The organism is Janthinobacterium sp. FW305-128 (assembly GCF_020858135.1).
GTDB lineage: Bacteria > Pseudomonadota > Gammaproteobacteria > Burkholderiales > Burkholderiaceae_D > Janthinobacterium.
This window is the reverse complement of record NZ_JACYMK010000014.1, coordinates 15,875-28,938: the sequence shown is the minus strand read 5'-3', so window position 1 is coordinate 28,938 and position 13,064 is coordinate 15,875. Positions and strand designations below refer to the sequence as shown.

The 13,064-nt window shown below is 63.8% G+C and carries 12 protein-coding genes; 6 read left to right on the top strand and 6 right to left on the bottom strand.

The genetic code is table 11. The annotated features are described in order from the left end of the window. Positions 1-2 precede the first annotated feature (2 nt). Positions 3-701 (top strand): dienelactone hydrolase family protein, encoded by a 699-nt coding sequence (locus tag IGS60_RS25120; protein ID WP_070217726.1) that lies wholly within the window; start codon positions 3-5, stop codon positions 699-701. 140 nt (positions 702-841) lie between these two features. Next, on the top strand, positions 842-1,258 hold the full coding sequence (locus IGS60_RS25115; protein WP_070217725.1) for an SRPBCC family protein: 417 nt from the start codon (positions 842-844) through the stop codon (positions 1,256-1,258). A 117-nt stretch (positions 1,259-1,375) separates the two neighbouring features. Here IGS60_RS25115 and IGS60_RS25110 read toward each other — a convergent pair whose 3' ends face one another. Next, positions 1,376-2,992: a M28 family peptidase gene (locus tag IGS60_RS25110; protein WP_230506529.1), complete on the bottom strand. Its 1,617-nt coding sequence runs from the start codon at positions 2,990-2,992 to the stop codon at positions 1,376-1,378. Between the two features lie 135 nt (positions 2,993-3,127). Between IGS60_RS25110 and IGS60_RS25105 the strand changes: the two genes are divergently transcribed. From IGS60_RS25105 to IGS60_RS25095, 3 genes are all read left to right on the top strand, one after another. Next, positions 3,128-4,009, top strand: coding sequence for an alpha/beta fold hydrolase (locus tag IGS60_RS25105; RefSeq protein WP_230506528.1), 882 nt, complete (start codon positions 3,128-3,130; stop codon positions 4,007-4,009). 200 nt (positions 4,010-4,209) lie between these two features. Continuing rightward, positions 4,210-6,363, top strand: a complete 2,154-nt coding sequence (locus IGS60_RS25100) for a DEAD/DEAH box helicase (protein WP_230506527.1) — start codon at positions 4,210-4,212, stop codon at positions 6,361-6,363. Between the two features lie 441 nt (positions 6,364-6,804). After that, a complete protein-coding gene (locus IGS60_RS25095; RefSeq protein WP_230506526.1) occupies positions 6,805-8,460 on the top strand; it encodes a PAS domain-containing methyl-accepting chemotaxis protein in 1,656 nt (551 codons plus the stop codon). Between the two features lie 95 nt (positions 8,461-8,555). Here IGS60_RS25095 and bamE read toward each other — a convergent pair whose 3' ends face one another. From bamE to IGS60_RS25070, 5 genes are read right to left on the bottom strand one after another with little or no spacing between them, the layout of a single operon-like run. Then, entirely contained in the window at positions 8,556-8,864 is a 309-nt protein-coding gene (gene bamE, locus IGS60_RS25090; protein WP_230506525.1) for an outer membrane protein assembly factor BamE, read from the bottom strand. Beyond that, positions 8,861-9,658: a hypothetical protein gene (locus IGS60_RS25085; RefSeq protein ID WP_230506524.1), complete on the bottom strand. Its 798-nt coding sequence runs from the start codon at positions 9,656-9,658 to the stop codon at positions 8,861-8,863. The genes bamE and IGS60_RS25085 overlap by 4 nt, the downstream gene beginning before the upstream one ends. Before the next feature lie 49 nt (positions 9,659-9,707). Further along, positions 9,708-10,067, bottom strand: a complete 360-nt coding sequence (locus IGS60_RS25080; protein WP_230506523.1) for a nucleotide pyrophosphohydrolase — start codon at positions 10,065-10,067, stop codon at positions 9,708-9,710. Next, positions 10,064-10,525 carry a GNAT family N-acetyltransferase gene (locus tag IGS60_RS25075; protein ID WP_230506522.1) on the bottom strand — a complete coding sequence of 154 codons (462 nt, stop codon included), beginning with the start codon at positions 10,523-10,525 and terminating at the stop codon, positions 10,064-10,066. The genes IGS60_RS25080 and IGS60_RS25075 overlap by 4 nt, the downstream gene beginning before the upstream one ends. Before the next feature lie 35 nt (positions 10,526-10,560). Beyond that, a complete protein-coding gene (locus IGS60_RS25070; RefSeq protein ID WP_230506521.1) occupies positions 10,561-12,000 on the bottom strand; it encodes a cytochrome P450 in 1,440 nt (479 codons plus the stop codon). Between the two features lie 135 nt (positions 12,001-12,135). Between IGS60_RS25070 and IGS60_RS25065 the strand changes: the two genes are divergently transcribed. Then, positions 12,136-12,993 (top strand): AraC family transcriptional regulator, encoded by an 858-nt coding sequence (locus IGS60_RS25065; protein WP_230506520.1) that lies wholly within the window; start codon positions 12,136-12,138, stop codon positions 12,991-12,993. Positions 12,994-13,064 lie beyond the last annotated feature (71 nt).

Below are 13,064 nucleotides of genomic sequence, written 5' to 3'. Positions count from 1 at the left end.
CTATGAGCACAACTTCGCAGTGGATCGATATCGCCGGCCCGGACGGCAGCTTCCAGGCTTACCTGGCCGTGCCGCACGTGGGCAAGGGCCCCGCCATCATCCTGTTGCAGGAAATTTTCGGCGTCAACGAGCACATCCGTGCCGTGGCCGACCAGTACGCGGCCGATGGCTATGTGGTGCTGGTGCCGGACCTGTTCTGGCGCGCCGGCGCGCACATTGAACTCGGCTATGACGCGGACGGCTGGAAGCGCGCCGTCGAACTGATGCAGGCCACCGACAATCCGCACGCCGACGCCGATATCGCCGCCACCGTCGCCGTCCTGCGCGCGCGTCCGGAAGCGACGGGCAAGCTCGCTTCGGTCGGCTACTGCTTCGGCGGCCGCCTGTCGTATCAGGCCGCCGCGGCCGGTCTGGTCGACGCCGCCATCGCCTATTACGGCGGCGGCATCCAGAACAAGCTGGACCTGGCCGACAAGATCCAGGTGCCGCTGCTCATGCATTTCGGCGGTCAGGACAGCCATATTCCGCCGGAAGCCGTGCAAAAGATCGCCGAGCGCTTCGAAGACCGGCAAGACGTGGAAATCCATATCTACCCGGGCGCCGAGCACGGTTTCAACTGCACCCACCGCGACAGCTACCAGCAGCGCGCCGCGGCCCACGCGCATGGCAATTCGCTGATTTTCTTGGCGGAAAATCTGTAAGGCAGCCATCTCAGCCTGGCCAGTGGCCATGGTTTGCTCAGCAGCAAAGCCGCTTGGGCGCTAAAATAGCGGCTGTGCCGGGCAACTCCGGCCGGCCGGGCGCGGCGCCCGGCAAACCTGGATGAGGAACCGAATTAAAGATGGCCCAAGTAATTGTTTCTGTAACATTGGCGGCAAGCGCCGAAAGAGTGTGGGATTTTATCGGCGGCTTCCAGTCGCTGGCTGAATGGTCGAGCTCCATCAAGACCAGTTTGTCCGAGCATGGCGGCCGCGTGCGCCGCCTGAAAACCACGGACGGCGCCATCATCGCCGAACGCCTGCAAAGCTACAGCGAAGCGGACAAGAGCTACAGCTACACCATCGTCTCGGGCCCGATCCCCGTCAAGAACTACCGTTCCACCTTGCGCGTCACGGGCGAACCGGGCGCCGCTTCCTGTGTGGCCGAATGGTCGAGCGAGTTCGATGCGGCCGAAGGCGTGGAAGAGGTCATGGTGGGCGCGTTCCAGCATTTGTACGAGACGGCATTCGTCGACCTGAAACGCATCATGGCGATTTGAATCAACGAGGTAGGTCGGATTAGCGGCTACGCCGCGTAATCCGACACCACCGCCGGCGCTAACAATGTTGTCGGATTACGCGGGGCGATGCCCCGCTAATCCGACCTACGCTTGACGTCAGCGCTTCACTTTTCCAAACGCCTCGCCCTTGTTCCACACCGGCAAATTCTTGTCGTTCGCCACTTCGTAGCCCAGATTCAGGGTGAACTGCGCCTGCTGCACCATGCCGGACAAGTCCCACGACGGGTGATACTCATCGGTGACCTGGTGGTAATCCTTTTTAAACGCGACCAGACGTTCGCTGGACGCCTTCGGCTCCTTGACGAAGTCGAACGAGCCGTCGCCGGAAAACACGGCCGAGCCCACGTTGAAGGCGGGCACGCCGGCCTTGGCGAAGGCAAAATGGTCGGCCCGGTAAAAGGCGCCGGACAGGTCGGGGATGGTCGGCGCCAGGCGCAAGCCCATGCGCTTGGCGACCTTGGCGGCGCTCGCATACAGGCTGCTGCGCTCGGCGCCGGCCACGCCGATGTCGTGCGTCTTGCCGATGAAATTCATGCTGTCGAGGTTCAGGTCGGCTGCCGTCTTGGCCAGCGGCCACAGGGGCGCGCGCGTGTAAGCCGTGCTGCCCAGCATGCCCGTTTCCTCGCCGGCCGGCCACAGGAAGATCTGCGTGCGCCGCGCCGGCTGTTTCACGGCCACTTGCGCCATGGCCAGCAGGGCCGCCGCGCCCGAGGCATTGTCGATGGCGCCGTTGTAGATATGGTCGCTCTGTCCTGCGCGGGCGCTGCCTTCGTCATCCTTGCCCAGATGGTCCCAGTGGGCCGAGTAAATGACGGCTTCGTCCTTGAGCTTCGGGTCCGTGCCCGGCACGATGCCGGCCACGTTGAATTGCTCGATGCTGCGCACCTGGCTATTCAGTGCCACCCTGACCGTCGCGTTCAGGGCCACGGGCCGGAATTCGCGCGTTTCCGCCTGGGCGCGCAGGGTGTCCAGGTCCTGTCCGCCCGCCTGGAACAGGGCGCGCGCCATGTCTTCCTGCAGCCAGCCTTCCATCGCATTGCCCGCGCCGGCCAGGTTGAAGCGTTCATGGCCGAAACCGTTGGCGGGCACGGACCACGGGTAGGAAGCGGACTCGGTCGTGTGGATCAGCAAGACGCCTGCGGCGCCCTGGCGCAGCGCTTCCTCGTACTTGTAGACCCAGCGGCCGTAATACGTGAGGGACTTGCCGGCAAAACGGTTTGGCTCGGCGGCGGTCGGCTGCGGGTCGTTGACCATCATGATGACGAGCTTGCCCTTCAAGTCGATGCCCTTGAAATCGTCCCAGCGTTCCTCGGGCGCGCGGATGCCGTAGCCGGCAAACACCACGGGCGCGTCGAACGCCACTGTCTGCTGGCCATTCGCCGCGCCAAAGACGATGTCCTTGCCGAAGGCGGGAGACAAGGTCTTGCCGCCCGCGCTGAACGTCACCTTACTCGATGGCAAGGCCTTGCTGCCGACGATGGTCAGCGCCTGGCGGTAGCTGCCATCTTTCAATGGCTGCAAGCCGGCCACGGCCGCCTGCGTTTCCAGGTAGCGCACGGCCAGGTCGCCGCCGCGCTGGCCCGTGCCGCGTCCTTCGAGCAAATCGTCGGCCAGGAAGGACAGATGGGCGCGCAAGGGCGCTTCGGCAACGAGCGGTTGGGCGAGGGCAGCCGTGCTGAACAGGCTGGCGGCGAGGACGACGGGAAAGCGCATGACAACTCCAAAAGTGAATACGGGAAAGCAAAGCAGCGGCAATCTTACTCTACCGCAATGCTCTGACGTAGCGCGCGGCGTGCGCAAGCCGATTGCGGCCACAATGGCCGCTGGCCCACCGACAAGGAGCGTTCCATGACTACCCCTGACTTGCATTCAACCAATACCCTGCGTACCGCCGACGGCACTTTGATTTATTACAAGGACTGGGGCAGCGGTCCGCCCGTCGTCTTCAGCCACGGCTGGCCATTGTCGTCCGACGCCTGGGAAGACCAGATGTTTTATCTGGCCGCGCGCGGCTACCGCGTCATCGCGCACGACCGGCGCGGCCATGGCCGCTCCAGCCAGCCCTTCGATGGCAACGACATGGATACCTATGCCGACGACCTGGCCGTGCTGATAGCCGCGCTCGACCTGACGGGCGCCACCCTCGTCGGTCACTCGACGGGCGGCGGCGAAGTGGCGCGCTACATCGGCCGCCATGGCACCGAGCGCCTGGCGGGCGCCGTGCTGGTGGGCGCCGTGCCGCCGCTGATGCTGCAAACCACGGAAAACCCGCTGGGCTTGCCGCTGTCCGCGTTTGACGCCATCCGCGCGGGCGTGCAGGCCGACCGCAGCCAATTCTTCCGCGACTTGAGCGAGGCCTTTTATGGCTATAACCGGCCCGGCGCCACGCCGTCGCAGGGCGTGCGCGACAGCTTCTGGCGGCAAGGCATGCAGGCGGGCATGCCGGCGTCCTACCTGTGCATCAAGCAATTTTCCGAGACGGATTTCACGGACGACCTGGCCAAATTCGACGTGCCGACCCTGGTGATCCATGGCGACGACGACCAGATCGTGCCGATCGCCGCCTCGGCGCGGCGCACGGCTGAGCTCATCATCGGCAGCAAATTGCTCGTGTATGCGGGCGCGCCGCACGGCCTGGCGACGACGCACAAGGACCGCCTGAACGAGGACTTGCTGGAGTTCTTGCGCCACTCGGTCGATGCGGCAAGCAATATCGAGGCGCATCTGTAAAATAGCCGAATCTATTGCAAAACACATAATATTGCTTGGTTTTTGCACCAATTGCGTGCGGATCGCCGATTTTTCTGCGTTTTAGAATGCAAAAAATGGCGTTCTGCCGCCTCGTTCCACCCGGTAAGGTCCAGTAAAGAGTAAACTAGCAGATACACTCTTTCGCATTGGGCGATTCGAGCGAACTTGTGAGTGATTTCATGTCTGATACACCAATTTCCTTATTTTCCGACCTTAACCTGAGCGAGCCGTTGATTCGCGCGCTCAAGGATGTCGGTTACGAAACACCGTCGCCTATCCAGGCGGCCACGATTCCATTATTGCTCGCCAACCGCGACGTGCTGGGCCAGGCGCAAACGGGCACGGGTAAAACCGCCGCCTTCGCCTTGCCTATCCTGTCGCGCATCGATCTGAAACAAAGCTCACCCCAAGCCCTGGTCCTGGCACCGACGCGCGAACTGGCCATCCAGGTCGCCGAAGCGTTCCAGGTGTACGCCACCCACATTCCCGGCTTCCACGTGCTGCCGATCTACGGCGGCCAAAGCTACGGCCCGCAGCTGTCGGCCCTGCGCCGCGGCGTGCACGTCATCGTCGGCACGCCTGGCCGCGTCATCGATCACCTGGACAAGGGTTCGCTCGACCTGTCCAAGCTGAAAACCCTGGTGCTGGATGAAGCCGATGAAATGCTGCGCATGGGCTTTATCGACGACGTCGAACGTATCTTGAAAGAAACGCCAGACGGCCATCAAACGGCCCTGTTCTCGGCCACCATGCCTTCCGTCATCAAGCGCATCGCCACCACCTACCTGGTGAACCCGGCCGAAGTGACGGTCGCCGCCAAGACGGGCACGGCCGACAACATCCGCCAGCGCTACTGGCTCGTGTCGGGCATGCACAAGCTCGACGCGCTGACGCGCATCCTGGAAGCGGAAGCGTTTGACGGCATGATCATCTTCGCCCGCACCAAGCTGGGCACGGAAGAGCTGGCCAGCAAGCTGCAAGCGCGTGGCTTCTCGGCCGCCGCCATCAATGGCGACATCCAGCAAGCCCAGCGCGAGCGCACGATCCAGCAGTTGAAAGACGGCAAGATCGACATCCTCGTGGCAACCGACGTGGCCGCCCGCGGCCTGGACGTCGAGCGCATCAGCCACGTCGTCAACTACGACGTGCCGCACGATCCGGAAAGCTATACCCACCGCATCGGCCGCACGGGCCGCGCCGGCCGCAGCGGCGAAGCGATCCTGTTCATCACCCCGCGTGAAAAGAACTTGTTGAAAGCCATCGAACGCTCGACCCGCCAGCCGATCGGCATGCTGGAATTGCCGACGATCCAGGCCGTCAACGACGTGCGCATCGCCAAGTTCAAGGAACAGATCAGTGAAACCCTGGCCTTGGGCGAACTGGAGCAGTTCCAGTCGCTGATCGAGGACTTCGAGCGCGAACAGAACATTCCCGCCATTGAAATCGCCGCCGCCCTGGCGAAGATGGCGCGTGGAAATACGCCGCTGCTGCTGGACAAGAACAAGGCGCGCGAGCAAGCCACGTGGCAAGACGACCGTCCTGTGCGCCAGGACCGTTTTGAGCGCAACGACCGTCCGGAACGCGGTGACCGTTTCGACCGTAACGAGCGCAGCGAACGCCCGGCCTTCCCGAAAAAGGAACGCATCCAGCGCCCAGCCGACGCCGGCATGCAGACCTTCCGTATTGAAGTCGGTCATCAGCATGGCGTGAAACCGGGCAATATCGTGGGCGCCATCGCCAACGAAGCGGGCATCGATTCGAAAAACATCGGCCGCATCGAAATCTATGACGACTACAGCGTCCTGGACTTGCCAGACAGCATGCCGAAAGAATTGCTGGATCAGCTGAAGACCGTGTGGGTCGCGGGCCAGCAGCTGCGCATCAGCCGCGATGGCGACGCGCCGGACCTGGCGCCGCCAGCCGCGCCGCGCAAGCCGTTCGCCGCCAAGTCCGCGCCAGCGTTCAAGGATGCGCCAGCGGACGCGGGCGACGCAGCACCTGCACCGCGCGCGCCGAAGAAGGAACGTCCACGTCCAGGCGTGACGGCTTACCGCATCGAAGTGGGCCGCGAGCACGCCGTGACGCCAAGCAACATCGTGGGTGCCATCGCCAACGAAGCGAACCTGGAAGCCAAGCATATCGGCCGCATCGATATCTTTGACAACTACAGCGTGCTGGACCTGCCGGAAGGCATGCCGCCGGAAATCCTCGACCACCTGAAATCGGTCGTCGTGTCGGGCCAGAAACTGCGCATCAGCCTCGATGACGGCACGACGGAGCGCAAGCCTGCGCCGCCGCGTCCGAAATCGCCACCGCGTAAATCATTCAAGTAAGCTGTCCCTGCACAGGCGCCTCCCCGGCGCCTGTGTAGCGGATTGGAGACAGTTCCCCCACTGGCGCGTTCGCGCCAGTTTTTATTTTCCCTCAAGAAATGTTCGTGGTTGCGGCGTTATGGTTGGCGGCAGGCCCCGTCATGGGCCGGCGCATATTGCCGCGCTTGCGCGTCTTTTTATCGGCGCAAACACCATATTTATTGACTGCCGCATCGATACATAATTTTTTATTAATTATTGTGTCTGCGTTCAATTTGAATTTTACATTCAATAAAATCAATCTAGTTGAATCAAAGTAAATTCTAAAACATAAATGAATTGGTTTTTATTAAATTTTTTGACCAGTGTCACTGCCGCCGGGGCGATATATCATGGGTGCTTGATGTGGTATATTGTTTTTATGATTTTGTTATGCTAGTTGATAAAAATAGAGGAGCGACGATGCGGGTCAATACGCCTATCACGCAAAATGAATACGTATTAAATGAAGGCATGACGATTGTTTCCACCACGGATTTACAGGGAAACATCAATTACGCCAATCAGTATTTCATTGAGGTCAGCGGTTTTTCAGAAATGGAACTGCTGGGTGCGCCACAGAATATCCTGCGTCATCCCGATATGCCGGCTGAAGCGTTTGCCGACCTGTGGGACACCATCAAGACGGGCATGCCGTGGACCGGCATGGTCAAGAACCGCTGCAAGAATGGTGACTTTTACTGGGTCTTCGCCAATATCACACCCGTCATCGAAAACGGCCGCCCGATCGGCTATATGTCCGTGCGCACCAAGCCCACGCGCGAGCAGATCAACGAAGCGGCAGCTCTGTATAAAAGTTTTAAAGACGGCAATAGCGCGAACCTGGCGATCCGCAATGGCCGCGTCGTGCGCCAGGGCTGGGCCGCCAAGCTGGCCGAGTGGCGCAAGCTGAGCCTGTCGCAGGACATCGCCCTGCATTGCATCATCTTGGGCGTGGTGCTGGCCATCCTTGGCTGCGCCGTGTGGAATATCGACGGCGATACGAGCACGGCCACGCGCAGCTGGCTCAGCGGCGCGGCTGCCGCCGCCGTGGCGCTGATGCTGTATTTCTGGGCCCATCTGCACAACTCCATCGTCGCGCCGCTGGGCGACGCCATCACGGTGGCGCGCAAGATGGCCGGGGGCGACTTGACGGGCGTGATCGACAAGGTGCGCGACGACGATATGGGTCAATTGATGGCGGCCTTGCGCCAGACCAATATCAACTTGCACAGCATCATCGGCGACGTGCGCGCCAACTTCGAGGATATCCGCATCACCACGGCGGAAATCGCCACGGGCAATATGGACTTGTCGAGCCGCACGGAATCGCAGGCGTCCAGCCTGGAGCAGACGGCGGCCAGCATGGAAGAGCTGACATCGACCGTGCAAAACAGCGCCGACCACGTGGCCACGGCCAACGACCTGGCGGTGCAGGCGTCGACCGTCGCGGCCAGGGGCGGCACCATCGTCAGCGAAGTGGTCACCACGATGGACGAGATCAGCACGTCGTCGCGCAAGATTCTCGACATCATCGGCTTGATCGACGGCATCGCTTTCCAGACGAACATCCTCGCCTTGAACGCGGCCGTGGAAGCGGCGCGCGCAGGCGAGCACGGTCGCGGCTTCGCCGTCGTGGCGGGCGAAGTACGCAGCCTGGCGCAGCGTTCTGCCACGGCGGCGAAAGAGGTCAAGAATCTGATCGACCATTCGATCGCCACCGTGAATGCGGGCAGCGTGCTGACCAGCAATGCGGGCGCCACCATGACGGAAGTGATCGCCTCGGTGGCCCGCGTGACGGAAGTGATGGACGAGATTTCCTCGACCACGCGCGAGCAGAACCAGGGTATCGGCCAAGTCAACCAGGCCGTCATCCACATGGATGGCATCACGCAGCAGAATGCGGCCCTGGTCGAGCAGGCGGCCGCGGCCGCCACCAGCCTGGCGCAGCGCACCGAGAGCGTGGCCCAGTCGATCGGCATCTTCAAATTGAAGGCCTCGCCCAAGCGCAAGGCTGCCGGCGTGGGGCGCAGCGCGGGCGCGGGCGTGGCGGCACGGGCCTTGCTGAAGGCAAGATAATTACCCCAACGGCGAAAGGCTGGGGTCAGTCACTGCGTGACCGGAATGCTTCCCATTGGGAGCATTCCCCCCGGGTTTTGTCTGTGGGGTTACTCTTACTTCTTCACCCGGTACACGTCCCCGCTGCGCACCTTCTTCACCACCCCATCCCCGCCAAACAAAATGACATATTCTCCCTGCGCGCCAGAGGCGGCCGGGTAGGTGTACATCCACACTTCATTGCCGCTGTCGAAACGGATGGCCGTGCTCTCGCCCAGCGCGGCGCGCACCTGTTCGCGCGTGCTGCTGCCAAGGTGTACCGTCTGTTCCAGCGTAGCGTAAGGTACGTTCTTGCTTGCCTGCAAGGCGCGCGTGCCGGAACAGGCGGCCAGCAATGCCAGCACGGGAAATACCAGCCACTTCATGGCGCCACCTCGTCCATATAGTCAAATTCCAGCAGGGTATCGTCGGGCCAGCTGGCATCCCACAGGGGCGCGTAATACGTGCGGTCAAGCAAGACCTGGCAATCGCAATAGGGCAGCGAGGCGGGCGTTTGCTCGCCGCCCGCATACAGCATTTTGAACGGCAGGGCCAGGCGCCGCTCCCCATGCACGAGGGTCACGCCGAACAGGGGCCGGTCCGTGAAGAACAGATAATTGCCGTCCGGCTGCGAGCAGACCTTGTCGGTGCTGTAGAGCATGCTGGACAGCCAGGCGATGATTTGCGGGTCGTTCGAGATCAGGCCCGAATCCATGCCGGCGCGGCATTCCAGGCGCAGGTCGCCCAGGCGCCGCGTGCCGGGCGGCAAGCCGGGCGTGATCACCTGCGCGCGCCAGCTCATGGTGGTCGCCTTGCGGTTGGCGATCAGCACGGCATCCTCGCGCGCGGCCTGTGCATTGCGCACGGGGGCAAAGCTGTTGTCCTCGGCCAGCGGCAAGGGGATGCTGATGGTGTCGCCGGCGATGCGCAGCTGCACGCCCGTCATGTCCACGCCGGGCTGGCGCGGCAGTAGACGAAAGCGCAGCACGGCCTGCGGCGCCAGCGCATGGTCGCGCTCGAAGCGGTCCACGCCCTGCAGCATCTTGCGATACGATTTATCGACGGGGTCGCGCGTGGCGTCCACCTTGACTTGCGGCACGGGCGCGGTTTGCGCCAGCACAACAGTGCCATGGAACAGCATTGCCAGCAGGGGCAGCAGAAGAGGGCGGTAAGTAGGCATGGCTTGATGCTACGCCTTTTTGCGCGGCAGCCACGCACGGGTGGGCCTATCAATATTCGCTATATTTGCGCGCGTCGCCACGCACCTGCTGCGCCGGGTATTTCTGCGCGTTCAGTTCCATTTTTTCCAGTACGGCCGCGTGCAGGTCGACGCCGCTCTTGTCGGCCAGGCGCACCAGATACATCAGTACGTCGGCCAGCTCGTGGCGGATGCCCGTGCGTTTGGCCTCGTCCAGCTCGGCATCCGCGCCCGTGGGCAGCCACTGGTAGTGCTCGGCCAGTTCCGCCACTTCCACGGACAGGGCCATGGCGAGGTTTTTCGGCGTGTGGAACTGGTCCCAGTCGCGCTCGTCGGCAAAGGTGCGCAGGCGCGCGCGGATGTCGAGCAGGCTGTCGGATGGGGCGCTCATGGCGCCGCCTGCAGCGGTTTTTCCATGAACACGCTGAACGGATCGTCGCGATAGTCGCCGTACGGTCCGCGCCGCTGGTAGCCGTGGCGCGCGTACAGGGCGATGGCCTCGGGCTGGTGGATGCCCGTCTCCAAGGTCAGCAAGCGGCAGCCGCGCGCCAGCGCCTGCTCTTCCAGCAGGGCCAGCAGGCGCTTGGCCAGGCCTAGGCCGCGGCTGTCCGGGTGCACATACATGCGCTTGACCTCGCCGAAATCGGGCGTGACGACGATGGCGCCGCAGGCGCGCGCCGCACCTGCCGCATCGCGGGCGACGGCAAACAGCAGGGTTTCCGGCGGCAGGGACGCCAGGTCCAGCGAGTAGACGCATTCGGCCGGATACAGCGTTTGTTGATAGGCATCCAGCTCGGCGATCAGGGTTTGCACGTCCGCTTGCTGCGGCGATTCCAGGTGAATTTGCATGGGGAAAGCACGTTGACTGACATTCCCCCATGGTATCACTGCGGCCGCGCCAGGCGCATCGTCAGGCCGATGGGCGACATCACAAACCCCATCAGTTCCTGCGCCTCGCCGCCATCGGGCGTGTCGACGCCGGCGATGTCGAAGCTGCCCAGCAGCATGGCCATGGCAATCTTGATTTCCAGCAAGGCCAGATAGCGGCCCGGGCACGTGCGCAAGCCGGCGCCGAAGGGCATCGAAGCGCGCTTGTTGTTGGCCTCGCCGCTGTCCGCCAGCCAGCGTTCGGGCTGGAAGGCCTGCGGGTCGGGAAAGTGCGCATCCGATACGGTGTCGTTGCGCATCACGCACCAGACGAGGGTGCCGGCCGGCACGGCGATGTCGCCGATAACCGTGTCGCGCAGCGCTTCGACGGGCAGGAAGGGCGCCACGGGCTTCAAGCGCATGGCTTCGCTGGCGCAGGCGCCCAGGTAATCGAGGCTATCCATCTGCTCGATCGTGAATTGGGCCGCGTCGGGCGCCAGGCGCCGCACTTCCTCGCGCGCCTTCGCCAGAGTCTGCGGATTGCATTGCAGCAAATAAATCATCCAGGACACCGTGTTGGCCGTTGTATCCTCGCCCGCCAGCAGCATGGTCAGCACATTGCCGGCCACGTTGCGGTCCGTCACGCCGCTGCCTTCCAGGTCGGCGGCGGCGATCATGGCTTCGAGCAGGTTGGGCGGATGCGCGCGGCGCGCCGGGTCGTGCGCCATGCGCGCGCGCGCCTGCTGCACCAGGTCTGCCACGGCGGCGGACAGGGCCGCCACGTCGCGGTCCAGCCGGCGGTCGATGGGCAGCTTGACATAGCGCCAGTACGGGAACATGGACAGGCTGCGCCGCGCCACGGCGGGCAGGATGTCGTCCATGTGGCGCTGGATCACGTCTTCGCCCGATTCGAGCGTATTGACTTCCGTGCCGAAGGCCAGGCCGGCGATGATGTCGACCGTGTAGCGTTTCAGGTCGCCATCGAGGTCGATCGCCTGGCCTTGCGTGGCGGCCAGATGCCAGCGCCGCTGCAGGCGCTGCGCCACCGTCACCAGCGCGGGGAAGTAGGCTTTGATGGCGCCCGGCGCCATGCCGGCCATGACCATGCGGCGCTGGTTGCGCCACTCCGTGCCCTCGGCCAGGAACAGGCCGGGCACGCCGCCCATTTCGTCGGAGACGACGGAACTGCTCAGGGGGCGGCGAAACCCGTCGGGCCGGTCGCGCAGCACGGCGCCGACGGCCTCGCTGTCGGCCACCACCAGTACCAGGGTGCGGCCGAACCAGGCGCGCATGAAGGGGCCGTAGCGCTGTACCCATCGTTCCACGTCGCGGTGGATGCGCGTGAGCTTGAGCTGCAGGCTGTTGCCGACGATGGGCAAGGCGAAGGGCCCCGGCAGGCGGCGGATCTGGCGCAGGGGCGTGGCGACGGCGGGGGCGGTGTGGTCGAGTGGCGGCATGAACATCTCCTGTCGATACGGTAAAAGTACGAGGATTGCTTGCAATAATGGCCACACTCTACGCGATTGCGGCCCGTTTGTATTGAACGAATACGACATCGTGCGCGGCCAGAAATTGCCGGTACAATCGTCGCCATGCCAGCCGCCCCTACGCCCCTGACCCGTTTGATCGCCCCGCGCGCCGCGCTCGCTTCCTGCGTGCGCGCCATCCTCGTGCGCGACACCACGGGCTGCGCGCCCTTGCCGCCGGCGCAACGCCTGAACCGCTTTCCCGCCGCGCCCATGTGCAGCATCGTCTGGACCGTCGCCGGCCACGTGGAAGCGGCCGCGCCGGGCCTGTCTCTGGCGGACGTGCGCATGCCGCCCGCGCTGTTCGGCGGCCCCCGTTCGTATCCGCTGGTCAGCTACAACCCCGGTCCCGTGCACTCGTTTGTCGTGATGTTTTATCCGGCCGCCCTGCATGCGTTGACGGGCATATCGATGGATGCCTTGCTGGACCAGTTCCGCCCCCTCGGCGCGCTGTTCGATGCCGACTGGCTGTCCCTGTCCGACGCCGTGCTGGCCGCGCCGGACGATGCCGCCCGCGTCAGGCTGGTGGAGGATTTTCTGGCGCCGCGCTGGCTGCTGGCCCGCAAGAATGGCGACCATCCGGCCGGCGCCGTGCAAGACTGGGTGCGCCGGCTGGGCGTGCAGGCCGCATCGACGGGCCTGGCCAGCAGCGCGCGCAACATCGAGCGCCGCATCAAGGCCTGGGCCGGCCAGCCCATGCGCACCTTGCGCCGCATGCGCCGCGCGGAACAGCTGTTCCTCGACGAGCGCGGCGCCATCCTGCAGGGCACGGCGTCATGGTCCGACGTCGCCGCCAGCGGCGGCTACGCCGACCAGGCGCATTTCTGCCGCGAGACGCGCGAAATCACGGGCTTGAGTCCCACGGAACTGGCGCGCGCCATGAAAGAAGATGAAAGCTACTGGATCTACCGCATATGGGCGTAGGTCGGATTAGCTCGTAGAGCGTAATCCGACAACATTGTTGGCGCGGCCGGTGGTGGTGTCGGATTACGCGA

Bases quoted from the DNA above. Each gene is read 5' to 3' on its own strand.
- IGS60_RS25065 (WP_230506520.1), top strand. From the start codon at position 12,136: ATGCCAGCCGCCCCTACGCCCCTGACCCGTTTGATCGCCCCGCGCGCC.
- IGS60_RS25120 (WP_070217726.1), top strand. From the start codon at position 3: ATGAGCACAACTTCGCAGTGGATCGATATCGCCGGCCCGGACGGCAGC.
- IGS60_RS25075 (WP_230506522.1), bottom strand. From the start codon at position 10,525: ATGCAAATTCACCTGGAATCGCCGCAGCAAGCGGACGTGCAAACCCTG.
- IGS60_RS25105 (WP_230506528.1), top strand. From the start codon at position 3,128: ATGACTACCCCTGACTTGCATTCAACCAATACCCTGCGTACCGCCGAC.
- IGS60_RS25110 (WP_230506529.1), bottom strand. From the start codon at position 2,992: ATGCGCTTTCCCGTCGTCCTCGCCGCCAGCCTGTTCAGCACGGCTGCC.
- IGS60_RS25080 (WP_230506523.1), bottom strand. From the start codon at position 10,067: ATGAGCGCCCCATCCGACAGCCTGCTCGACATCCGCGCGCGCCTGCGC.
- bamE (WP_230506525.1), bottom strand. From the start codon at position 8,864: ATGAAGTGGCTGGTATTTCCCGTGCTGGCATTGCTGGCCGCCTGTTCC.
- IGS60_RS25115 (WP_070217725.1), top strand. From the start codon at position 842: ATGGCCCAAGTAATTGTTTCTGTAACATTGGCGGCAAGCGCCGAAAGA.
- IGS60_RS25070 (WP_230506521.1), bottom strand. From the start codon at position 12,000: ATGCCGCCACTCGACCACACCGCCCCCGCCGTCGCCACGCCCCTGCGC.
- IGS60_RS25085 (WP_230506524.1), bottom strand. From the start codon at position 9,658: ATGCCTACTTACCGCCCTCTTCTGCTGCCCCTGCTGGCAATGCTGTTC.
- IGS60_RS25095 (WP_230506526.1), top strand. From the start codon at position 6,805: ATGCGGGTCAATACGCCTATCACGCAAAATGAATACGTATTAAATGAA.
- IGS60_RS25100 (WP_230506527.1), top strand. From the start codon at position 4,210: ATGTCTGATACACCAATTTCCTTATTTTCCGACCTTAACCTGAGCGAG.